This is a genomic window from Streptomyces sp. NPDC016851 (genome assembly GCF_055562795.1).
Genome location: NZ_JBVHEP010000015.1, coordinates 192,734 through 214,636 on the forward strand (window position 1 = coordinate 192,734; position 21,903 = coordinate 214,636).

The 21,903-nt window shown below is 72.9% G+C and carries 20 protein-coding genes and 2 pseudogenes; 13 read left to right on the forward strand and 9 right to left on the reverse strand.

All coding sequences use genetic code 11. The annotated features are described in order from the left end of the window. The first annotated feature begins 11 nt into the window (after positions 1 to 11). The 3 genes from ACZ3I3_RS24240 to hypA all read left to right on the forward strand — a co-directional run bounded on the left by ACZ3I3_RS24240 (position 12) and on the right by hypA (position 812). Positions 12 to 218, forward strand: coding sequence for a hypothetical protein (locus ACZ3I3_RS24240; protein WP_467368309.1), 207 nt, complete (start codon positions 12 to 14; stop codon positions 216 to 218). Positions 219 to 298: 80 nt separating this feature from the next. Then, a complete protein-coding gene (locus tag ACZ3I3_RS24245; RefSeq protein ID WP_467368311.1) occupies positions 299 to 448 on the forward strand; it encodes a hypothetical protein in 150 nt (49 codons plus the stop codon). Between the two features lie 7 nt (positions 449 to 455). After that, positions 456 to 812 (forward strand): hydrogenase maturation nickel metallochaperone HypA, encoded by a 357-nt coding sequence (gene hypA / locus ACZ3I3_RS24250; protein ID WP_467368313.1) that lies wholly within the window; start codon positions 456 to 458, stop codon positions 810 to 812. A gap of 44 nt (positions 813 to 856) precedes the next feature. Here the strand turns inward: hypA and hypE are convergent, their stop codons facing one another. The 7 genes and pseudogenes from hypE to ACZ3I3_RS24285 form a co-directional block, all read right to left on the reverse strand. After that, positions 857 to 1,927: a hydrogenase expression/formation protein HypE gene (gene hypE / locus ACZ3I3_RS24255; protein WP_467368315.1), complete on the reverse strand. Its 1,071-nt coding sequence runs from the start codon at positions 1,925 to 1,927 to the stop codon at positions 857 to 859. Beyond that, positions 1,920 to 3,062: a hydrogenase formation protein HypD gene (gene hypD, locus ACZ3I3_RS24260; protein ID WP_467368317.1), complete on the reverse strand. Its 1,143-nt coding sequence runs from the start codon at positions 3,060 to 3,062 to the stop codon at positions 1,920 to 1,922. The genes hypE and hypD overlap by 8 nt, the downstream gene beginning before the upstream one ends. After that, a complete protein-coding gene (locus tag ACZ3I3_RS24265) occupies positions 3,059 to 3,340 on the reverse strand; it encodes a HypC/HybG/HupF family hydrogenase formation chaperone (protein ID WP_356928148.1) in 282 nt (93 codons plus the stop codon). The genes hypD and ACZ3I3_RS24265 overlap by 4 nt, the downstream gene beginning before the upstream one ends. A 3-nt stretch (positions 3,341 to 3,343) precedes the next feature. Further along, the gene (gene hypF / locus ACZ3I3_RS24270; RefSeq protein ID WP_467368318.1) at positions 3,344 to 5,656 is read right to left on the reverse strand and encodes a carbamoyltransferase HypF; all 2,313 of its coding nucleotides are present in this window, start codon (positions 5,654 to 5,656) and stop codon (positions 3,344 to 3,346) included. Then, on the reverse strand, positions 5,653 to 6,396 hold the full coding sequence (gene hypB / locus ACZ3I3_RS24275; protein WP_467368320.1) for a hydrogenase nickel incorporation protein HypB: 744 nt from the start codon (positions 6,394 to 6,396) through the stop codon (positions 5,653 to 5,655). Before hypB ends, hypF begins: the two co-directional genes overlap by 4 nt. A gap of 43 nt (positions 6,397 to 6,439) precedes the next feature. Further along, positions 6,440 to 7,023: pseudogene (locus tag ACZ3I3_RS24280) on the reverse strand (hydrogenase maturation protease); the annotation flags it as partial. Beyond that, complete coding sequence (locus tag ACZ3I3_RS24285) at positions 7,020 to 8,765, reverse strand: enoyl-CoA hydratase-related protein (protein WP_467368322.1); 1,746 nt, start codon at positions 8,763 to 8,765, stop codon at positions 7,020 to 7,022. The pseudogene ACZ3I3_RS24280 and the gene ACZ3I3_RS24285, both read right to left, overlap by 4 nt. Before the next feature lie 328 nt (positions 8,766 to 9,093). Between ACZ3I3_RS24285 and ACZ3I3_RS24290 the strand changes: the two genes are divergently transcribed. From ACZ3I3_RS24290 to ACZ3I3_RS24305, 4 genes are all read left to right on the forward strand, one after another. Further along, the gene (locus ACZ3I3_RS24290) at positions 9,094 to 9,828 is read left to right on the forward strand and encodes a dienelactone hydrolase family protein (protein ID WP_467368324.1); all 735 of its coding nucleotides are present in this window, start codon (positions 9,094 to 9,096) and stop codon (positions 9,826 to 9,828) included. Between the two features lie 102 nt (positions 9,829 to 9,930). Next, entirely contained in the window at positions 9,931 to 10,965 is a 1,035-nt protein-coding gene (locus tag ACZ3I3_RS24295; RefSeq protein WP_467368326.1) for a LacI family DNA-binding transcriptional regulator, read from the forward strand. 55 nt (positions 10,966 to 11,020) lie between these two features. Beyond that, positions 11,021 to 11,779, forward strand: a complete 759-nt coding sequence (locus ACZ3I3_RS24300; RefSeq protein ID WP_467368328.1) for an IclR family transcriptional regulator — start codon at positions 11,021 to 11,023, stop codon at positions 11,777 to 11,779. A 118-nt stretch (positions 11,780 to 11,897) separates the two neighbouring features. Further along, the gene (locus tag ACZ3I3_RS24305; RefSeq protein ID WP_467368330.1) at positions 11,898 to 13,091 is read left to right on the forward strand and encodes a PP2C family protein-serine/threonine phosphatase; all 1,194 of its coding nucleotides are present in this window, start codon (positions 11,898 to 11,900) and stop codon (positions 13,089 to 13,091) included. 8 nt (positions 13,092 to 13,099) lie between these two features. Here ACZ3I3_RS24305 and paaK read toward each other — a convergent pair whose 3' ends face one another. Next, positions 13,100 to 14,386: a phenylacetate--CoA ligase PaaK gene (gene paaK, locus ACZ3I3_RS24310; RefSeq protein ID WP_467368332.1), complete on the reverse strand. Its 1,287-nt coding sequence runs from the start codon at positions 14,384 to 14,386 to the stop codon at positions 13,100 to 13,102. A gap of 184 nt (positions 14,387 to 14,570) precedes the next feature. Between paaK and paaA the strand changes: the two genes are divergently transcribed. The 6 genes and pseudogenes from paaA to ACZ3I3_RS24340 all read left to right on the forward strand — a co-directional run bounded on the left by paaA (position 14,571) and on the right by ACZ3I3_RS24340 (position 20,053). Continuing rightward, complete coding sequence (gene paaA, locus ACZ3I3_RS24315; RefSeq protein WP_467368334.1) at positions 14,571 to 15,557, forward strand: 1,2-phenylacetyl-CoA epoxidase subunit PaaA; 987 nt, start codon at positions 14,571 to 14,573, stop codon at positions 15,555 to 15,557. Continuing rightward, entirely contained in the window at positions 15,554 to 15,847 is a 294-nt protein-coding gene (gene paaB / locus ACZ3I3_RS24320; RefSeq protein ID WP_020274713.1) for a 1,2-phenylacetyl-CoA epoxidase subunit PaaB, read from the forward strand. Before paaA ends, paaB begins: the two co-directional genes overlap by 4 nt. A 9-nt stretch (positions 15,848 to 15,856) precedes the next feature. Continuing rightward, complete coding sequence (paaC, locus tag ACZ3I3_RS24325) at positions 15,857 to 16,684, forward strand: 1,2-phenylacetyl-CoA epoxidase subunit PaaC (RefSeq protein ID WP_467368336.1); 828 nt, start codon at positions 15,857 to 15,859, stop codon at positions 16,682 to 16,684. Then, a complete protein-coding gene (paaD, locus tag ACZ3I3_RS24330) occupies positions 16,678 to 17,193 on the forward strand; it encodes a 1,2-phenylacetyl-CoA epoxidase subunit PaaD (RefSeq protein WP_467368338.1) in 516 nt (171 codons plus the stop codon). Before paaC ends, paaD begins: the two co-directional genes overlap by 7 nt. Next, positions 17,193 to 18,308 carry a 1,2-phenylacetyl-CoA epoxidase subunit PaaE gene (gene paaE, locus ACZ3I3_RS24335; RefSeq protein ID WP_467368340.1) on the forward strand — a complete coding sequence of 372 codons (1,116 nt, stop codon included), beginning with the start codon at positions 17,193 to 17,195 and terminating at the stop codon, positions 18,306 to 18,308. The genes paaD and paaE overlap by 1 nt, the downstream gene beginning before the upstream one ends. A gap of 130 nt (positions 18,309 to 18,438) precedes the next feature. Continuing rightward, a pseudogene (locus ACZ3I3_RS24340) lies at positions 18,439 to 20,053 on the forward strand (RICIN domain-containing protein). Positions 20,054 to 20,056: 3 nt separating this feature from the next. On the opposite strand, the gene ACZ3I3_RS24345 reads toward ACZ3I3_RS24340, so the two are convergent. Beyond that, a complete protein-coding gene (locus ACZ3I3_RS24345) occupies positions 20,057 to 21,679 on the reverse strand; it encodes a PucR family transcriptional regulator (protein ID WP_467368342.1) in 1,623 nt (540 codons plus the stop codon). Positions 21,680 to 21,903: the final 224 nt, after the last annotated feature.

Consider the following 21,903-nt stretch of genomic DNA (forward strand, 5'->3'; position numbering starts at 1 on the left):
GAGAGCACCCCATGGGCAGCATCAGAGTAGGCCGGGCGCAGGCGAAGCCCGACACGCCCTCGCACGTCGCCGGCATGCACCAGGGCAACAAGGGGCGGTACGACGAGCAGAAGGGGCACCACGAGGACGGCACCGCCGACGCGCGCCGCTCCACGGGGATCCACTGGAAGCGGCATGACGCCCTCGCGGAGACCATGCCGAACATCTCGCCGGGATGAGAGCCGTGATGAGAGAGCAGAAAGGCGCCGCAATGAAGGTCCGACGAGCACGCAGACCCGTCGCGCGCAGGCGGGGCGGGATGAGCGGACAGCGGGTGCTGAAGGCCGAGGCCGCCCTGGTGGGCGGTGTGGCCCTGGCCCTGCTGTGCCGGGAGTTTCCCAGCCTGAGGCGGGAGATGCGGATCTGGCGGATGTCCGGCGGTTTCCGCGCCGGCCACCGCTACCCGTGAGCCGGGCGTGCACGAGCTGTCGATCGCGACCGCGATCATCGAGCGGGCCGGCGAGCTGGCCCGGGCGGACGGGACGGACGCCGTCTCGGCGGTGACCGTCCGGGTCGGTGAACTGGCGGGCGTCGTCCCCGACGCGCTGGACTTCGCCTTCGAGGTGGCCCGCGACGGCACGGCCCTCGCCGGGGCCCGGCTCGTGGTCGAGCAGGTCCCCGCGCAGGCCTGGTGCGGCCCGTGCGCCGAGGAGTTCCCGGTGGGCATGCCCCCGTTCTTCTGGTGCCCGCGCTGCGACCAGCCCACCAACGATCTGCGCAGCGGCCGGGAACTGGAGATCACCGGGATCGAGCCGTCACCGGCCCCGGCATAGCGAAAGGGCCCCGCAGATCCGTCGGCGGGGCCCTTTCGCGCTGCTCAGCAGATCCGCGGCAACTGCTCCCCGAGCGGCAGATCCACCACCCGGGTCCCGCCCAGGCCGGTGGCGACCACCACCATCCCGGGGTGTTCGGCCACGCACTCGCCGATCAGCGTGGCCCCGGCGCCCTGCGGGTGGGCACGCATCGCGGCGAGCACCTCCTCCGCCTCCGCCGGCGGCACGAAGGCGACCAGCCTGCCCTCGTTCGCGACGTAGAGGGGATCGAGCCCCAGGAACCCGCACGCGTTCGCCACCGCGTCCGGCACCGGAATGGCACGCTCCTGAAGCCGCACCCCGGTCCTCGAAGCACGGGCGATCTCGTTGAGCGACGCGGCCAGGCCGCCCCTGGTCGGGTCGCGCAGCACGTGGATGTCCGGGGTGACGGCCAGCATCGCCGCCACCAGATCCGCCAGCGGCACCGTGTCGCTGGCGATCTCCACCCCGAACTCCAGCCCTTCCCGCACGCTCATGATCGCCACCCCGTGCAGACCGATCGGCCCGCTGACGATCACGGCGTCCCCGGGCCGCGCACGCTGCGGCCGGATGTCCACCCCGTCAGGGACGAGCCCGACACCGGCCGTGGTGACGTACACACCGTCGCCGTGCCCGGACTCCACGACCTTGGTGTCACCCGTGGCGATGGTGACCCCGGCGGTCTCGGCCGCCGCACCCATCGCGCGGGCGATCCGCTCCACGACGGTCAGCTCGACGCCTTCCTCCAGCACGAACGCGGCGGAGAGATACGCGGGCAGCGCACCGCTCATCGCCAGGTCGTTCACGGTTCCGTTGACCGCGAGCTCGCCCAGGCTGCCGCCGGGGAAGAACAGCGGCCGGACCACGTAGGAGTCGGTGGAGAAGGCCAGCCGCGCACCGCCCAGTTCGAGGACGGCGGAGTCGGCGAGGCCGGCGAGCGTGGCGTTGCCGTAGGCGGGGGTGAAGACCTGCTCCATCAGTTCCGCCGACAGGGCTCCGCCGCCGCCGTGGCCCATCACCACGACACCCTGGTCGCGCAGCGGGGCGGGGCAGGTCCAGTTGGCCGGGTCGACCACATCGGAGAGTTGCTCAGGCAACGGGAGTCACCCCCTCCAGCGTGGTCCGGCCGGTCTGCGGCGTCGGGGCGTTCATCCGGCGGTACAGGTAGTAGGCCGCGCAGGCGCCCTCGCTGGAGACCATGGTGGCGCCGAGCGGGGTGCGCGGGGTGCAGGTGGTGCCGAACGCGGCGCACTCGGTCGGCTTGATCAGGCCCTGGAGCACCTCGCCGCTGCGGCACTCCGCCGGCTCTTCGGTGCGGATCCCCGTGACGTCGAAGCGGTGCTCGGCGTCGTACGCGCGGAAGGCGTCGCGCAGCCGCCAGCCGCTGGCCGGGATCCGCCCGATACCGCGCCAGTTGCGGTCGGTGACCTCGAACACCTCCTCGATCATGCGCACGGCGGCCGGATTGCCCTCCTCGCGCACAGCACGCGGATACGCGTTCTCCACCCGGTGCTCGCCGCGCTCCAGCTGCCGGACCGCCCGACGGATGCCTTCCAGGATGTCCAGCGGCTCGAACCCGGTCACCACCATCGGCACACCGAACCGCTCGGCCAGCTCCGGGTACTCCGCCGTGCCCATCACGCTGCACACGTGCCCGGCGGCCAGAAAGCCCTGCACCCGGCAGGCCGGAGCCGTCATGATCGCCTCGACGGCCGGGGGCACCCGCACATGCGACACCAGCAGGCTGAAGTTGCCCAGACCCAGCCTGCGGGCCTGGTGCACGGCCATCGCGTTGGCCGGGGCCGTGGTCTCGAAGCCGATCGCGAAGAACACCACCTCCCGGTCCGGGTGGCGGCGGGCCAGTTCCAGGGCGTCGAGCGGCGAGTAGACCACGCGGACGTCGCCGCCCTCGCCCTTGACCCGGAACAGGTCGCGGCCGGTGCCCGGCACCCGGAGCATGTCGCCGAAGGAACAGAAGATCACCCCGGGCCGCGAGGCGATCTCCAGCGCCTTGTCGATGACCTCCAGCGGCGTGACGCAGACGGGGCAGCCGGGGCCGTGGATCAGCTCGACCTGCTCGGGGAGCAGTTGGTCGATGCCGTGCCGGATGATCGAGTGGGTCTGCCCGCCGCACACCTCCATCAGGGCCCACGGCCGGGTCGCGGTGGCCCGGATCTCGTCCAGCAGCCGCCGGGCCAGCTCCGGGTCGTTGAACTCGTCGATGTACTTCACGCCGTTCCCGCCTCCTTCGCCGCCTGCTCCCAGGCGTCGCCGAACTCCTCCTCCAGCAGGCCCAGTTCCTCGAACAGCTTCAGCGAGGCCAGGGCCGACTCCTCGTCCAGGCGCTGGAGCGCGAAGCCGACGTGCACGATGACGTACTCGCCCACCCGCACCTCGGGCACGTACTCCAGACACGCCTGTTTCTGCACTCCGCCGAAGTCGATCAGCCCGGTGAGCGGATCCGCGCCGTCGTCGATGGCCACGACCTTGCCGGGCACTGCCAAACACATGAGTCACTCCTCCTGTCGTAGGTGCGCCGCGACCACCAGCTGGCCGAGGGCCAATCCGCCGTCGTTCGGGGGGACTTCGCCGTGGCGGAGTACCGTGAAGCCTCCGCCGTCCAGCAGCCGTGCGCACTCCTCCTCCAGCAGCGCGTTGGCGAAGACCCCGCCGCTGAGGGCGACGGTGGCCAGGCCGGTGTCCCGGCGCGCACGCCGGCAGATCTCCGCGACGGCCCGGGCCGCCGCGCGGTGGAAGCGGGCGGCGAGCACGGGGGCCGGCGTGCCGCGCCGCAGATCGGCGACGAGTGCGCCGAGCACGGGGGCCGGGTCGAGATCGCCGGCGAAGGCGTACGCCGAGGTCTCGGTGTCCCAGGCCGAAGCGGCCGCCGCCTCCAGTTCCAGGGCGGCCTGCGCTTCGTACCCCGCGCGATGGCACACGCCGACGAGCGACGACACCGCGTCGAAGAGCCGGCCCATGCTGGAGGTCGCCACACAGGCCAGGCCGCTCTCCAACTGCCGGTGAAGCAGCGTCAGTTCATCGGGTGTGCAGGCCTCGACGCAGGGCAGACCCGCGTCCCACGGCAGGCCCGCCGCCCACAGCCGGGCGAGCGCCAGGCGGCGCGGATTGGCCACGCCCGCGTCGCCGCCGGGCAGCGGGGCGGGGGCGAGGTGGGCGTAGCGCCGGAAGCCGCTGTAGCCGGCGAGCAGGATCTCGCCGCCCCAGACGGTGCCGTCGTCGCCGTAGCCCGTGCCGTCGAAGGCGACTCCGATCACCTGGGCGGTGCCGTCGAGACCGTGCTCGGCCATCGCGGAGGCGATGTGCGCGTGGTGGTGCTGGACCGGCACCGGGGCGCGACCGGCCAGCCGGGCGGCCCACCTCGCCGAGTGGTATCCGGGATGCCGGTCCGCGGCGACGACCTCGGGGGCGACGCCGGTCAGGCACCGCAGGTGCGCCTCCGCCCGCCGGGCCGCCTCCAGGGTGGTCAGATCGCCCATGTCCCCGATGTGCGGGCCGAACCAGGCCTGGTCGCCCTCGCCGAGGCACAGGGCGTTCTTCAGATCGCCGCCCACGGCGAGCGCGGGCCGCACCGGGACCGGCAGCCGCAGCGGGCGGGGCACATACCCCCGGGAGCGGCGCAGCACCTGCTCGGTGCCGTCGGAGCGTACCCGCAGCAGCGAGTCGTCACAGGGCGAGGCGATGGGCCGGTCGTGGGCGAGCCAGGCGTCGGCCAGCCCGGCGAGCCGGGTCAGCGCCTCGTCGTCGTCCGTGACGATCGGCTCGCCGGAGCGGTTGCCGCTCGTCATGACCAGCACACGCGGCCCCGGCGGATCGCCGGGCAGGCCGAACAGCAGGGTGTGCACAGGCGTGTAGGGCAGCATGACGCCCAGGTGGGGGCTGCCGGGGCAGACGCCGGGCGCGAGGCCCGCCCGCTCCGACCGTCGGCGGAGCAGGACGATGGGGCGCCGGGGGCTGGTGAGGGCGGCCAGTTCCGGTGCGGAGACCGCGGCGATTCGCCGCACGGTGTCCAGGTCCGCGCACATCACCGCGAACGGCTTGCCGCCGCGCGCCTTGCGGCGGCGCAGCGTCTCGACGGCCCGCGCGTCGCTGGCGTCGCACGCCAGGTGGTAGCCGCCGAGGCCCTTGACGGCGACGATCCGCCCGGCGGCCAGCAGAGCGCGTGCCGCAGCGAGTGCGTCGGCGTCCCGTGCCGGGCGGGCCTCGCTGCCGGCGGCGGGCACCAAGCGCAACCGGGGACCGCAACCGGGGCACGCCACGGGTTGGGCGTGGAAGCGCCGGTCGAGGGGATCGCCGTACTCCCGGGCGCAGTCCGCGCACATCGGGAAGCCGGCCATGGTCGTCACAGCGCGGTCGTACGGCATGCGCGTGGCGATGGTGAACCGGGGTCCGCAGTGGGTGCAGGTGACGAACGGGTGCCGGTGCCGGCGGTCGGCCGGATCGGTCAGGTCCCGCAGACAGTCCGCGCAGGTCGCCGTGTCGGGCGGGAGATGAGTGCGGCCGGGGGAGCGGTCGGTGGAACGGATGGCGAAGCTGCCGTCGGCGCCGCTGACGGGCAGGTCCTCGACCCCGACGCCGGTGACGGTGGCCAACGGCGGCGGCTGGGCGGCCAGCCGGTCGCAGAAGTCGGCGACACGGTCCGGCGGGCCCTCCACCTCGATGAGGACTCCGTTCGCCGTGTTGCTCACGAACCCCGCGAGCGAGAGATCGGTGGCCAGGCGGTGCACGAAGGGCCGGAATCCCACACCCTGCACGGTGCCGCGCACGGTGACGCGGCGGCGCACCGCCTGTGTGGCGGGTGCTGTCACGAGACGAGGCCGGCTGTGGCGCCCTCATGGGTGTGGGTGTGGGTGTGCGGGCGGGGCGCCAGCGGAGGCCGGTGCGCCGGTGCCCCGTCCCGTACGGCGAGCACCCGCTCCAGAAGAGCGTCGACGCCGGCGCCGGTGCGGGCGCAGGACCGCAGCACCTCCACCCCGGGATTGACCCGCCGCACGTGCGTCTCGAAGGCGGCCTCGTCGAACCCCGCGGGCCCGGCCAGGTCGGTTTTCGTCAGCACCACCAGCTGGGCGGACCCGAAGGCCGTCGGGTACTTCAGCGGCTTGTCCTCGCCCTCCGTCACCGCCATGAGTACGATCCGCAGACTCTCGCCCAGGTCGTAGGAGGCCGGGCAGACGAGGTTGCCGACGTTCTCCACGAACAGCAGCGAGGTGCCCCCGGGCAGCCAGCTCTCCACGTGGCCGCGCAGCTGCCGCGCCTCCAGATGGCACAGCCCGTCCGTCAGCAGCTGCTTCACCGGGGCCCCCGAACGGGCCAGCCGGTCGGCGTCGTTCTCGGTCGCCAGGTCGGCGGTGAGCGCCGCCACCGGAAGGCCCCGCTCCACCGCCCTGGCGAGCACCCGCCCGAGCAGCTCCGTCTTGCCGCTGCCCGGGCTGGACAGCAGATTGACCACGCTCACTCCGCGCCGGGCCAGTTCCTCGCGCAGGCCCGCGGCCAGACCGTCGTTCTTCGCCAGGACGGCCTGAGTGACCTCGTCCACGGAATCGCACATGGGCGCCGCTCCTCGCGGTCGGTGGGGAAAAATCGGTCCGCCACCGATCCTCGGCGCCGTCTCTCACGGCGCCCGGCAGCCCGGCGGGGACAGGGCGGGGGATTCGTCCGGGCGGCTCAACGGGGGCGTGGCCGCCGGGTCGGCCAGCAGCACCGGAACCACGGCGTGCAGCGCGGCGACGGCCCGCGCGACCGCCCCGCGCACCGTCGCGCTGATGCCCGGGGCGATGTCCTCGTCGGCGGGTGCCCGCAGCTCCGGCTCGCAGGCCAGGACGAGGACGCGCGGGAGCGGCTCGTCACCCAGGTGGGCGGCCAGGGCGAGGACCTTCGCCGGATCCATGCCGTGCGCCTCGGGCGGGGCAGCGGCCGAGGCGCGGTCGGGCAGGTCCGGCTCGATCAGCGACACGGTGCCCGGCTCGTGTCCCCGTACGGCGGCGTCGACCAGGACGGCCGTGTCATAGCCGTCGAGCAGTGCGTACGCGAGGTCCAGGCCGCGGATGCCGAAGTCGCGTACCCGCACCTCGGGCGGCAGCGGACGCCGCTCCAGGGCACGGATCACCTCGGGGCCGAAGGCGTCGTCCGCGAGGAAGATGTTGCCGACGCCCGCGACGAGCAGCCGCGCACTCATACCGCGTCTTCGGGGGCCAGCGGCCGGGCGGAGCCGGTCGGGTTCTTGCGGACGAAGGCGGACCGCAGCTCGTGGTACGGGGCCTGCGGATCGAAGAAGACGGCGCGCATGCGCGCGAGTTCGCTCCGCCGGTATTCGGCGAGGGGACGCTGGAGCTCGTCCGCGTGCCGTGCCGTGGCCTTGGTGGTGATCCGGCGTGCGAGATCCGGGTCGCCGGCCACCTCGGCGGCCAGGCGCTCGACCTCCCCGGTGAACTCCTGGGAGGGAACCGGCACCAGACGATCCACCAGCCCGATCCGCTCGGCCGTCGTGGCGCTCACCGGCAACGCCTCGTTCGTCAGCCGCTCGGCCGTCTCGGCTCCCACACGCCGCGGCAGCGAGTACGTCCAGAACTCCGAGCCGTACAGGCCCATGTTCCGGTAGTGCGGGTTGAGGACGCTGCCCGTGCGGCACCAGACCTCGTCGGCGGCCAGCGCCAGCATGACACCGCCGGCCGCCGCGTTGCCGCCGAGCGCCGCCACCACCAGCCGGTCGGTGGTGCGCAGCACGGCCTCCACCAGGTCGTTCATGGCGACGAGGTTGGACCAGGACTCGCCCGCCGGGTCGCTCGACGCCTCGATGACGTTCAGGTGGATGCCGTTGGAGAAGAAGTCCCGGGCGCCGCCGAGGACCAGCACCGAGGTCGAGCGGGTGAGCGCGTACCGGTAGGCGGCGAGCAGCCTGCGGCAGTGGTTGGTGCTCATCGCCCCGCCCGGGAACGAGAAGGACAGGAAGCCGATGTCGCCCCGCTGCCGGTAGCGGATGTCGGACCAGGTGGTGCGCTTCGGCGGCAGTTCGAGGGGGGCGGCGATCTCCGGCAGCCAGTACGGGCGGTCGTTCGAACCCGGCATGCCCGGGCCGCTGCCGGGCGGCGCCGGGAAGGAGGCGAGCACCGAGGCCGCCGGACGGCGGAAGGGGGCCGGGTCGCCGGAGCTCTTGCGGGGGCGCAGTTCCGGGATCCACACCGCGCCGTCCCGGGTGGCCCGGCACAGAGCGCCGGACCGGGTCGCGAGCAGCTCGCCCGGCCGTCCGCGCAGCCGGTCCTCGGGATGCCCGCCGTGCAGGAACACCTCCCGGCCGCAGAGTTCGTCCAGGACGCCCGGCTGCGAGTCGGCCCCGCGGAGCTTGCGCAGCACCGTTGCCGTGCTGTCGTTCTCCCAGTCGATCCGCCGCTGCTCCTGGCGGAAGAAGTCCCGCCACACCACACGGATCCCGGGATCGCTCTGCGGCCGCGGCTTGAACGATCCGTCGGCGTACCGCCGCACGGCCAGCAGCACGGCGGCCACGGCGGCATCGGACAGCTCGCCCCGGTACACGTCGCTCTTGCCGGCCGGCGGCACCGGGAAGGACCCGTCCGCCCAGATGTCTCCCGCGTCCATCGCCGCCTCGGCCTGGAGCACCGTCACGGCCCATTCGGGCGTCTCCTCGGCGATCGCCCAGTCCAGCGACGACGGGCCCCGGTCGCCGGGCGGCCCCGGGTGCACGACCAGACAGGTGTGCTCCTGCCACACGTCCTCCGGCAGGGCGGACTTCAGCATCGGGGCGACGATCAGTTCCGGGCGCATCTCGCGTACGGCGGCCCGGACCGCGTCGGGCCCGTGGGAGGCGAGGACGACGTCCACGCGGTGCCCGTGGTCCGACAGTTCCGCGTACACGCGCTGGGACAGGCTGTTGAACGCGCTGGCGACGAGCAAGATGTCCATGACATCGCATGGTCGCCGGTCCGGGGAGGCCCGCGAAGGACCACGGCGGCGTTTCGCCTGTCTTCGCGGGCCTCTTGCTCCATCCGGATCGCCCGCTGTCCGTTTACGACGCCCGGGCAGGCCTCTTCCCGCTCGGCTAGGCTGTGCCGCCATGCATACCGGGACGGCATCGCGCCACACACGGATCGGTGACCCGGTGCTCTCCTGAGCGCCGTACGGGCCGGTGCGGGCCCGCTGTGTGAACGAGGGTCTTGCGCTGCCGCGCGGGCTCCGCCTCCGTCGTGTTGATCACAGGTTCGGCACATCAACCACGACAGGAGAACAGAACATGCCCGTCAAGACGCTGCAGATCCCCACCACGGACGGCTTGGCCGACGCCTTCGCCGCCTTCCCCGGCGACGGCGAGCGGCACCCGGGGGTGCTGATGTACGCGGACGGTTTCGGCATCCGGCCGGTGCTGCGGGAGATGGCCCTCGAACTCGCCGGGCACGGGTACTACGTGCTCGTCCCCAATCTCTTCCACCGGCACGGCCCGGCACCGGTGATCGACCTTCCCGAGCACATCGGAGAAGAGGCCCGGCCCGCGCTCATGGCCCAGGTGATGCCCTTGATCGAGGCGCACACCGCCGAACGGGCCCTCAGCGACGCCGACGCCTACCTCGGGTTCCTCACCACCCGGCCCGAGGTCGGCGCCGGACCGGTCGCGGTGACCGGCTACTGCATAGGCGGCCTCCTCGCGGTGCGCACCGCCGCGGCCCACCCCGGCCGAGTGGCCGCCGTCGCCGCATTCCACGGACCCGTGGGCGCGGACGGCCCCGACGCGCTCGCCGGGATCACCGCCGACGTGCACTTCGGCCACGCCGAGAGCGACCTGACGCCCGAGGCCCTCGGCGAACTCAACCGGGCCCTGGACGCCGCCGGTGTCCGCCACACCTCCGAGATCTACCCCGGTACCGTCCACGGCTTCACCATGTCCGACACGGACGCCTTCGACCCCGCCGGACTGCAGCGCCACTGGGACCGCCTGCTGCCCCTCCTCGACCGCACCCTCGCCAACAGGTGAGGCTCCGACGGCACGTTCGGCGGACATGATTGACGCGGCCCGCCTCACCGCGTACGCATGACTGCGCAGTCCGGCAGGACACCAGGACCCAGGGAGAGACGCATGACGCGAGAGGGAGGACGGGCCGGCGGCGCCGCGCCGCGCAGCGTGGACGTGGCCCGGCTGGCCGGCGTCTCGCAGAAGACGGTGTCGAGGGTCCTCAACGGGGAGCGGTACGTCTCCGAGGAGGTGCGCCGGCGGGTGCTGGAGGCGGCCGGGGAACTCGGCTACCGGCTGAACAGCGCGGCCCGGGCCCTGGCCTCCGGGCGGACCCGCTCCATCGGCGTGGTCACACTCGGGACCGCCCTTTACGGGCCCGCATCGCTCCTGATCGGCGTCGAGCGGGCCGCGCGGGACGCGGGATACGCCCTCCGAGTCGTCAACACCCTGGAGGGCGACCCGGGAGGTGTCGTCGGCGCGGTGGAGTCGCTGCTGGAGCAGGGCGTGGACGGCATCGTCGTCTCCGAGCCCATCGACGAGGGGGCGGTCTCCCTCAGCGTCGACGTGCCGGTCCTCGTCCTCGGGGCGCCGGCCGCGTTCGGCGGCACCCGGACCGTGGCCACGGGCGTCGGCGCCGAACTCCTCGCGCGCACAGCCACCGAACACCTGCTGGACCTCGGCCACAGGACGGTCCACCACGTCGCCGGCCCCGAACGGTGGTTCGCCGCCCGGGACCGCCTGGAGGGCTGGCGCGGCGCCCTCACCGCGCGGGGCGCCGAGCAGCCGGCCGTGCTCGTCGGCGACTGGTCGGCCGCGTCGGGCCACGAGGCGGGCCGCGCACTCGCCGCCGACGGTGACGTCACCGCCGTGTTCGCCGCCAACGACGACATGGCCATCGGCGTGATCCGCGCCCTGACGGAGGCCGGGCGACGCGTGCCGGACGACGTCAGCGTGGTCGGCTTCGACGACATCCCGGTCGCCGCGTACGTGACCCCGCCGCTGACCACGGTGCGCCAGCCGTTCGACGCCGTGGCGCGAGAGGGACTCCGGCTCCTGGTACAGGCCATCGAGATGCCCGGCGCGCAGCCGCCACCGGTGAACGACCCCCCGGTCGAACTCGTGGTCCGGGCATCGACCGCGCCTCCGCCGCCCCGGTAGCCGCCGGGGCGGCAGGGGTCTCGTCCCCGCCCTGCCCGCGCCGTACCCTGGTCCCATGGGTGCGCAAGACGGCCCTACGCTCATCGGCTCCGTCCAGCGGGCCATGCGGCTGCTGGAGGCGGTGAGCGCACACCAGAACGGCGCGCCGGCCAAGCAGCTGGCGCGTGAGACCGGGCTGCCTCTGGCCACCGCCTATCACCTACTGCGGACGCTGGTGCACGACGGTTACGTGCGGAAGCTGGACGACGGCGGGTTCGTCCTCGGCGACAAGCTGCAGAACCTCCGGACCACGGGCCGTGCGCAGGCGCTGCTCAGCCGCGTCCGGCCCACGCTCGCCGCGCTGCGTGACGAACTCGCGACCCCCGCCTATCTCACCTTCTACGAAGAGGGCGAGATCCGGGTCGCCGAGATCGTCGACGGCCCCGGGACGCCCCGCGTCGATCTGTGGGTGGGCTTCGAGGACGCGGGACACGCGACCGCCCTGGGCAAGTCCGTGCTGCGGGAACTGGACGAGGAGGCCCGCAAGGACTACCTCTCGCGCCACCACCTCGCCGACCTCACCCCGCGGACCGTCACCAGCCTGCCGGAACTGCTCCGGCGGCTGGAGACCCCGCCCCTGGCCCCGGCCGTCACGGACCTGGAGGAGTACGCCCTCGGCACGGTCTGCGTCGCCGTCCCGGTCTACAGCGGGGACACCCTCGGCTCCCTCGGCGTCTCCCTGCCGGCGAACCGGCTCTCCCGGCTGCCGGAGATCAGCGCGCGGCTGCTGCCGACCGCGAGCCGCGTGACGCGGAGCCTCTCGCTCACTATCTGAAAATCCGCTCCTTGCCGGCGCCCCGTGCACCCCGTTTTCTGGATGAAACAGACATTTCAGGGGTGCGTGTGTCGCCAGGCCGGCGCCCCGCTCACAGGTGAGGACCACGGATACCGACATGAGCCACACCCGAGACCTTGGTGACGACCACTGGGCCGTACGGCCGTTCAGCAAGCGGGTGGCCGGTGCCGGGGGCTCGGCGCGCAGACGCGTCGTCGCTCAGCTGGCCGCCGGTACCCCCGTCCTGCCGGTGCTGATCGTCACCGTCATCGTGCTCGTCGACCTGGCCGGCGGGGCCGGGATGATCTGGTTGCCCCTGCTCGCGGTGGGTCCCGCCCTCGCCGCCACGACCAACGGCCCGCGCGGAGTCTTCTGGGTCGGACTGCTCGCCGTCGTGTCCGGCCTGACGCTCGGCATCCGGGACGGTTTGCCGGGCCGGGAACTGACCGTCGTACTGGCGGCCCTGACGGCCGTCACCCTCGCGAGCGGCCTGGCCGGCGTGCTGCGGGTGCGTCGCGAGCGCGTGCTCGCGGCCGTCCGCTCGGTCGCGGAGACCGCCCAGCACGCGCTGCTCAAGCCCGTGCCGTCGACCGTCGGACCGTTCCAGGTGGCCGTCCGCTACAGCGCCGCCGCGGCCGAGGCCCGGATCGGCGGGGACCTCTACGCCCTGATACCCACGCCGCACGGGGTGCGGCTGATCGTCGGCGACGTGCGCGGCAAGGGGCTGCCCGCCGTGGGGACCGCCGCGCTGGTGCTTGGTGTCTTCCGCGAGGCCGCCCACGACGAGCCCGACCTCCTCGCCGTGGTCGACCGGATCGAGCGGAGTCTGGCGCGCAACCTCGGTCACGACGACTTCGTCACCGCGGTGGTCGCCGGATATCCGCGGGACGGGCACCTCGAGGTGGTGAACTGCGGGCACGCGCCGCCGCTGCTGGTGCGCTCCTGCGGGCAGGTCACGCCGGTGGAGCCCGCTCATCCCTCCCCGCCGCTAGGGCTGCGCGCCCTCGCCGGCCACGGGCCCGGCCTCCATGTGCTGCCCTTCGACGACGGTGACCAGCTGCTGCTCTACACCGACGGGGTCACCGAGGCCCGGGACCAGGGGCGGGCCTTCTACCAGCTCGCCGAAGGGCTGGAGCGACACGTGTCCCACGAGCCGGCCCGCACCCTCGGCGCGCTCCACGACGAGCTGCTGGACCATGTGGGCGGCCGGCTGCACGACGACGCGGCCCTGCTCCTGATCCGCAAACCGGCCGCCTCCGAAACCGGCGTCTCCGAGAAGGTGACCGCTCCCGAGGTACGGAGCTGCCTGTGAGGGCAGGGTTACGGCGTGCCGCGCAGGTCCTTGACCCGGCGGAGTTTGCCGAGGGAACGCTCAAGGGTCTCCGGTTCGACGATCGACACGTCGACGGTGACACCGACGCCGTCCTTGACGTCCTTCGCGATCGCGCGGGCGGCGGTGTCGCGCAGGCCGGCGGGCGTGCCGGGGCGGGTTTCGACGCGGACGGTCATGTGGTCCATCCGGCCGCGCCGGGTCAGCTCGATCTGGAAGTGCGGAGCGACGCCGGGCGTGCGCAGCACGATCTCCTCGATCTGGCTGGGGAAGACGTTCACCCCCCGCAGGATGATCATGTCGTCGCAGCGGCCGGTGATCTTCTCGATGCGGCGGAAGGCGGGCCGGGCCGTGCCGGGCAGCAGCCGGGTCAGGTCGCGGGTGCGGTAGCGGACGACCGGCAGGGCCTCCTTGGTCAGCGACGTGAAGACCAGCTCGCCCTCCTCGCCGTCGGGCAGTACCTCGCCCGTGAGCGGGTCGACGACCTCGGGGTAGAAGTGGTCCTCCCACACGTGCAGGCCGTCCTTGGTCTCCACGCACTCCTGGGCGACACCCGGGCCGATGACCTCGGACAGGCCGTATATGTCCACGGCGTGGATGTCCAGGCGCTCCTCGATCTCGCGGCGCATCTCCTCCGTCCACGGCTCGGCACCGAAGATCCCGACCCGCAGCGAGGTCGAGCGGGGGTCGACGCCCTGACGCTCGAACTCGTCGAGGAGCGTGAGCATGTAGGAGGGGGTGACCATGATGATCTCGGGCTGGAAGTCCTGGATGATCTGCACCTGGCGTGCGGTCATGCCTCCCGAGGCGGGGATGACGGTGCACCCGGCCCGCTCGGCCCCGTAGTGCGCGCCGAGGCCGCCGGTGAACAGGCCGTAACCGTAGGAGATGTGCACCTTGTGCCCGGGCCGCCCGCCGGCGGCGCGGATCGAGCGGGCGACCAGGTCCGCCCACATCGACAGGTCGTTCTCCGTGTAGCCGACGACCGTGGGGCGGCCGGTGGTGCCGCTGGAGGCGTGGACGCGGCGGACCTGGTCCATCGGGACGGCGAACATGCCGAACGGGTAGGTGTCGCGCAGATCCGCCTTGGTCGTGAAGGGGAAGCGGGACAGGTCCGCCAGGGTCCGGCAGTCGTCGGGTCCGACACCGGCCTCGTCGAACTTCCTCCGGTACGTCTCCACGTTGTCGTAGGCGTGGCGCAGGCTCCGGCGCAGCCGGTCGAGCTGGAGTTCGCTCAGCTCCTCGCGCGTCAGGCGCTCGGCGTCGTCCAGCAGCATCACTTCGCACCACCCTGTAGTCCGATCGCATCATCCTGTGACCCGACCGACCATTCGGTCAGCTTCGGCGTTGCCAAGTAATCCAGCCGCCCCGGGGCCTGTCAAGAGCAGGTGGGGTCTTACCAAGGCGCGCGCGGCCGTTCTATGATGGACCGAACGAATGGTCGGTTGGGAAGTGGGACGGATGGACACGACACACTCCAGCCCCCCGGGGGCGGACGAGGCCGAGCCGGTTCTCCAGGAGCACTTCGAGGCGACGATCGCGCGGGATCAGCGGATCGAGCCGCGTGACTGGATGCCGGAGGGCTACCGGAAGACGCTGGTGCGGCAGATCGCGCAGCACGCGCACTCGGAGATCATCGGCATGCAGCCGGAGGGCGAGTGGATCACGCGTGCGCCGTCGCTGCGCCGCAAGGCCATTCTGTTCGCGAAGGTCCAGGACGAGGCCGGGCACGGGCTGTATCTGTACTCGGCGGCGGAGACGCTGGGCGCCGACCGCGCGGATCTGACCGAGCGGCTGATCGAGGGCCGCCAGAAGTACTCCTCGATCTTCAACTACCCCACGCTGTCCTTCGCGGACGTCGGGGTGATCGGCTGGTTCGTGGACGGGGCGGCGATCTGCAACCAGGTGCCGCTGTGCCGGTCGTCGTACGGGCCGTACGCGCGGGCGATGGTGCGGATCTGCAAGGAGGAGTCGTTCCACCAGCGGCAGGGCTACGAGCTGCTGATGACGATGATGCGGGGCACCGAGGAGCAGCGGGAGATGGTGCAGGACGCGGTCGACCGCTGGTGGTGGCCGTCGCTGATGATGTTCGGCCCGCCCGACGACGCCTCGCCCAACTCCGCGCAGTCGATGGCCTGGAAGATCAAGCGGCACAGCAACGACGAGCTGCGTCAGCGGTTCGTCGACATGACCGTCCCGCAGGCCGAGAAGCTCGGCGTGACGCTGCCCGACCCGGAGCTGCGCTGGAACGAGGAGCGCGGACACCACGACTTCGGCACGCCCGACTGGGACGAGCTGATGAGGGTCATCAAGGGCGACGGCCCGTGCAACGCCCAGCGGACGGAGCGGCGCCGCACCGCTCACGAGGAGGGCGCCTGGGTGCGTGAGGCGGCCACCGTCCACGCCGCCAAACAGGCCGCCCGCGCGCGGAAGGGAGCCGTGGCATGACCGACGGGAAGCAGAACTGGCCGCTGTACGAGGTGTTCGTGCGCGGCAAGCGCGGGCTGAACCACGTCCACGTGGGCTCGCTGCACGCCGCCGACGACCGCATGGCGCTCACGCACGCCCGCGACCTGTACACGCGGCGCAACGAGGGCGTGAGCATCTGGGTCGTGCGCTCCGAGCACATCGCCGCGTCCACGCGCGACGAGAAGGACCCGTTCTTCGAGCCCAGCGCGGACAAGGTCTACCGGCACCCGACCTTCTACGACATCCCCGACGACGTCCCGCATATCTGAGGAGAGGGCATGAGCGACGACCACGTCTACATGACCCTCGCCGAGGGACACGAGGACGACACCCGCTGGGCCTACGGCACCGGCTTCGAGGACCCCCTGCACGGCGTGGACACCGCCGTCCCCGACGGTGTGGACGCCGGGGAACTGGCCGCCCTCTGCGTCACCCTGGCCGACGACGCCCTGGTCTCGGCCCAGCGGCTGGCCGAATGGACCACCCGGGCGCCCGAGCTGGAGGAGGAAGTGGCGCTGGCCAACATCGGGCTCGATCTGCTGGGCCAGGCCCGCCTGCTGTACTCCCGCGCCGGGCAGGTCGACGGCACGGGGCGCGGCGAGGACGCCTACGCCTACTTCCGCGACGCCGGCGAGTTCCGCAACGTACGCCTGGCCGAAGTGCCCAACGGCGACTTCGCGTTCTCCGTCGTGCGGCTGCTGGTGTTCTCCAGCTGGCGCCTCGCGCACTTCGAGCGGCTCACCGCCCACCGCGACCCGGTGCTCGCGGCGATTACCGCCAAGGGCGTGAAGGAGCTGGCCTACCACCGGCAGTACGCGGCCGAGTGGGTGGTACGGCTGGGCGACGGCACCGAGGAGTCCCACCGCCGGACGCGCAGGGCGCTGGAGCAGGTGGCGCCCTACCTGGGCGAGTTGTTCACGGCGTACGACGTACGGGACGAGGTCGTCGCGGTCCTGCGCCAGGTCACCGAGGCGGCCGGACTGCCCATGCCCGTCTACCGGCCGCTGCCCGGCTCGGGCCGCACCGGAGAGCACACCGAGCATCTCGCCCCGCTGCTGGCCGAGTTGCAGGGCGTGGCCCGCGCCCACCCGGAGGCGACATGGTGACCACGCTGCTGGACGAGCGAAGGGCCCGGCGCATCGCCGAGCAGGTCCCCGACCCCGAGCTGCCCATGCTCACCCTGGCCGACCTCGGCGTGCTGCGCGAGGTGTCCCTGGAGCCGGACGGGACGGTGGTCGCGAGCCTGACCCCGACCTACTCGGGCTGCCCGGCCATGGCCGAGATGCGCGCCGGTGTGGCCGCCCGGCTCAAGGACGCCGGCTACCCGCGCGTGGAGATCCGCACCGTCCTCGACCCGCCGTGGACCAGCGACTGGATCACCCCGCAGGGCCGCCGCAAGCTCGCCGAGCACGGCATAGCCCCGCCCGGCGCCGCGCCCGCGCGCGCCGCCGGACCGGTCCCGCTCGTGCTGTCCCCGATCCGCCGCTCCGTGCCCTGCCCCCGCTGCGGCAGCGCGGACACCGAGGAGACCTCCCGCTTCGCCGCCACGTCCTGCAAGGCGCTGTGGCGCTGCCTCGCCTGCCGCGAGCCGTTCGAGTACGTCAAGGAGATCTGATGGAGGACCTGATGCAGCCGGCCCCCGCCCCGGCGCCGCGCGCGCGAGCCCGCCGGCGTCCGGTCTTCCACCCCCTGCGGATCGCCGCCGTGCAGCCGCTGTGCGAGGACGCGGTGGCCGTCGGCTTCGACATCCCGGCCGAGCTGGCCGAGGAGTTCGCCTTCGCGCCCGGCCAGTCGCTCACCCTGCGGCGCGAGGTCGACGGCCGGGACGAACGCCGCTCCTACTCGATCTGCTCGCCCGCCGGCACGGCACCGCGCATCGGCGTCCGGGTCGTACCCGGCGGCCTGTTCTCCTCCTGGCTGGTGCAGGAGGTGCGCCCCGGCGACACCGTCGAGGTGATGGCCCCCACCGGCGCCTTCACCCCCGACCTCACCACCTCCGGACACCACGTCCTGATCGCGGCCGGCTCCGGCATCACGCCCATGGTCTCCATCGCCGAGTCCGTCCTGGCCGCCGACTCCCGCTCGACGGTCACCCTCCTCTACGGCAACCGCCGCACGGGCACGGTGATGTTCGCCGACGAGCTGGCCGACCTCAAAGACCTCTATCCGACGCGGTTCCAGCTCGCCCACGTCCTCTCCCGTGAGCCCCGCGAGGCCGAGGTGCTCTCCGGCCGCCTCGACGCCGAGCGGCTGTCGGCGCTCATCGACGCGCTGGTCGACGTGGAGTCCGCCGACCACTGGTGGCTGTGCGGCCCGCACGGCATGGTCCGCGCCGCCCAGGAAGTCCTCGCCGGCCTCGGCGTCCCCGGCGACCGCGTCCACCAGGAGCTGTTCTACGCCGACGACGAGCCCGTACGCGAGGTCCACCACGCCGAGGCAGGCCCCTCCGGCCCGGTCAGCCAGGTCACCGTCACCCTCGACAGCCGGTCCACCACCTCCGCCCTGCCCCGCGAGCGGACCATCCTCGAAGGCGCCCAGCAGACCCGCCCCGACCTGCCGTTCGCCTGCAAGGGCGGGGTCTGCGGCACCTGCCGCGCCCTGGTCACCGACGGCAAGGCCGACATGCGGCGCAACTTCGCCCTCGAACCGGCCGAGGTCGACGCGGGCTACGTCCTCACCTGCCAGTCGTTCCCGGTATCCGACGCCCTGACGGTGGACTTCGACACCTGAGTCCGCGTCAGGTCGCCTGCGGGAACCCTCACTCGACAGATCGCGCCGGAGTCTTGACTGCGGCGCGACACCGCCCACAGACTCCCCTCTGACTGCGCAGTCATACGACGACGCCGACAGTGGAGGGGCCATGCACGGAGGACGACCGGCCAAGGTGCTGGGCAGCTGCGTCGCGGCGGCCGCGCTGCTGGCGCTACCCATGGCCACCGCCCAGGCCTACAACCCGACGGGCGGCATCGTGTACCGGCTCGGGGACGAGCCGTGCCTGAAGGGCCGGGGCAACTGCGCCGTCTACCCGAAGTCGGCACAACTGCCGGGCGGACGCCTCGTCGCGTCGTTCGAGAAGGCCACCGTCGTACCGCGGTCGGGCAGCGCCGACGGCGAGACGCTGCCGGTCTACAAGAGCGACGACCACGGCACCTCCTGGCAGCCGCTGTCGGAGGTCAGGGCTCCGGCGTACCTCTCCCGGAATCCCGCGTACGCGAAGTACACGAGCAACTGGACCAATCCGTACCCCTACGTGCTTCCGCAGACGGTCGGAAAGCTGAAGAAGGGCACGCTGCTGCTCGCGAGCGTGGTGTCGGGCGACGACGAGTACTACAAGGAGCACAAGGCGGCCGATCCCGACTGGACGCCGTCCAACGACGGGGACCGCGAGGACCTGGCGATCGCCCTGTACTCCAGCACGGACGAGGGCAGGTCCTGGAAGGTCGTCACACACCGCCCCGGACTCGCACGGCCAGATCCTCGTGCACAAGACCTGGGACGGACGCGCCGCCCGGTGGAGCGAGCCCGTCGTGGACGTCGCGGGGCTCACCCAGGACATGGGGGGAGGCAAGACGGAGATCGGCGGCGGACGCCCCGGCATGACGAACGTCGTGCGGACCTCGGACGGCAAGTGGCTGCTCACCTACGAGTACTGGGCAGGCGGAGCCAACACCAGATACCTGCTTGCCGACGACCCGTTGACGTTCCACCGCGCCTCGGCGGGCAACCCCGTCACCTCCCTGCCGGTCGACGCCGGTTCCCGCCCCCTCGCCACAGGCGGCAGCCCGGTCGTCATCCGGCTCCCCGACGGGCGCCTGGTCTACAACGCGGCAGGCAGCGGCAACGTCTGGGTCAACGACAGCGGACGCGGCGACGGCGTGTGGAAGGAGTACCAGACGACCTCCCGGCCCGGCTACAGCCGCAACCTCCAGTACGTCGCGGGCACCGGCCGCGTCGTGATCCTCAACAACCAGGACACGTCCGTGATCGCCCACGCCGAGGTCGACCTCGGCCACTCGGACGGCGCCTACTACCGGCTCGTCAACCGCCGCACCGGCCAGGTCGTCGGCACCGGCGGCAAGACCAACGACGCCAACCTCGGCAACGGTGACGTCCCCGACGTCCGCCTGGAGGACGCCGGCGCGACCGCGGACCGGGACACCCAGTACTGGCACGTGGTGACCCGGCCGCAGGGCGGTACGACCCTGCTGAACAAGTCGGGCGGCCGGGCGGCGGCAATCTGGACCGGGACGCCTTCCGCCGGGCAGCGCATCGGCCAGTGGGTCGACGACAACGCCACCGGCAGCTGGAACGTCATCAGGACCGAGGACGGCTCCTACAGGTTCCAGGCGGCGAAGAACCCGGACCTGTACCTGACCGGCGCGTCCCGGGGGGCGCCGCTCACCCTCCAGCACGAGGCCGCGGACGGCTCACAGGAGTGGCGGCTGGTCCGGCAGCCCGGGCCGCGGCCCGACTGACACTCACTCGGCGCGCAGGACGCGCAGCGCCGTCAGCGCCACGTGGAGTTCGGTGCGCCGCTCACCGGATTCGAGGTCGGTGTCGAGGAGGCGTTCGATGGTGCGCAGACGCTGGTACATGGTCTCCCTGGACAGGCCGCCGCGGCGGGCCGCGGTGGTCTTGTTGCCCGCGGCGTCGAGATAGTGGCCCAGCGTCGTCAGCAGGTCCGTGCCGTGCCGGGTGTCGTGGTCGATGAGCCGGCCGAGCCGCCGTTCGGTGTAGTCCTGGACGCGGGTGTCCTCGCGCAGGGCGTACAGCAGGCGGCGCAGGTCGATGTCCGGCAGCTCGTGGAAGGAGCGGTCCGCGGGGAGGGGCTGGCCCGGCGGGGTGGCCTCGGTGACCCGGGCCGCCTCCCGGAAGGAGCGTGCGGTGTCGGCGAGTTCCGCCACCTCCGAGCCGACGCTCACGATCGCCTCCGGGACCAGGCTCAGCGCGGTGCGGCTCAGCCGTTCGGCCACGGGGCGCCACGGCTGGGAGGGGCGCAGGGCCAGCAGCACGCCGAGGCGGCCGGGGGAGAGCTCCCCGACCAGCGCCGGAACGCCCGCCGAGCGGAGCTCCCCGTGCAGCCGGGTCTCGGGCTCGCTCCCCGCGGCACCGGTGCCCAGGTCGACGAGGATCGCCAGGAAGCGGCTGTCCCGGATGGGCAGGCCGAGCGCGGCACAGCGGGCGCGGGCGTCCTCGGGGGAGTGGTGGCGCTGCTCCGCCAGCTCCCGCAGGGCGGAGCGGTGGGCCGTGTGCTCCCACGGCGAGGAGTGGATGAGCCGGGCGACGGTCAGGGCCATCGCCGTTCTCTCCAGGACGGTGACGTGCTCCGGCCCGAAGCCCGGCCCCTCGCCGGGGGACGGGAGCATGGCCAGGCGGCCCCAGCGTTCCCCCTGGTAGGAGACCGGTGCCGTGAGCCAGCCCTCGGGGCCGCCCACCTCCGTGTGGTCGCCGGGAGCGGTGGCCCGGGAGCGCTCCTCCCAGCCGGTGAGCGCCTCCTCCACCGTGCTGCCCGACGGCTCGCAGATCAGCGCCTGGTGCACCAGGTTCTCCAGGACGACCGTCCGGCCGCTCATCTCCGCCGCCGCGCGCACCACGTCCTCCGGGCCCGCGCCGCGCAACGTCAGGGCCGTGAACGCCTCGTGGACACGCTGCGTCCGGCGCATCGCATCGGCCTGGCTGCCGAGGATGAGGGCGTGGACGACCTGGGTGACCTCCAGGAAGTTGACGTCCCGGGCCAGGGTCACCAGGGGCAGTCCCCGGGCCCGGCAGGCCTGGACGAGGGCGTCGGGCGGACGGTGGTAGCGCCGTACCAGCTCGATGACCAGGGCGGCCGCTCCCACGTCCGTGAGTTCGTCGACGTACCGCCGGACGCCGGCGGTGTCCTCGGGCAGCGGCATGCCCGTGGTCAGGACCAGCTCGCCGCCCTTGAGGAAGGAGGCCGGGTCCGTCAGCTCGGTGATGTGCACCCAGCGCACCGGCCGGTCCAGCTGGGCCAGCCCGGTGACGACCTGGGGCTGCCCGGCGGCCAGGACGGGCAGGGCCAGGACGTCGGCGACGGTCGGCGCGCGACCGGCCGGGGCCGTCGGGGGGTTCTCGGTCACGGTCTCTCCCTGCTCGCCCGGTCACTCTGACAAGCGGCACTGACCTGCGCAAGAGCTGCCCACAGGAGGGACGGGCGGGAACCGAGGGGTGCGGCGGTTGACACAACGTCCGAACAACGCGTTCCGGCTGGACAGATCACGCGTTGTCGCCTTTCGCGGCGGCTTGGATGCTCGGGTACCGGAGCTGAGCAACCCATCAGACCTCGACGCACGGCCGGGAGACG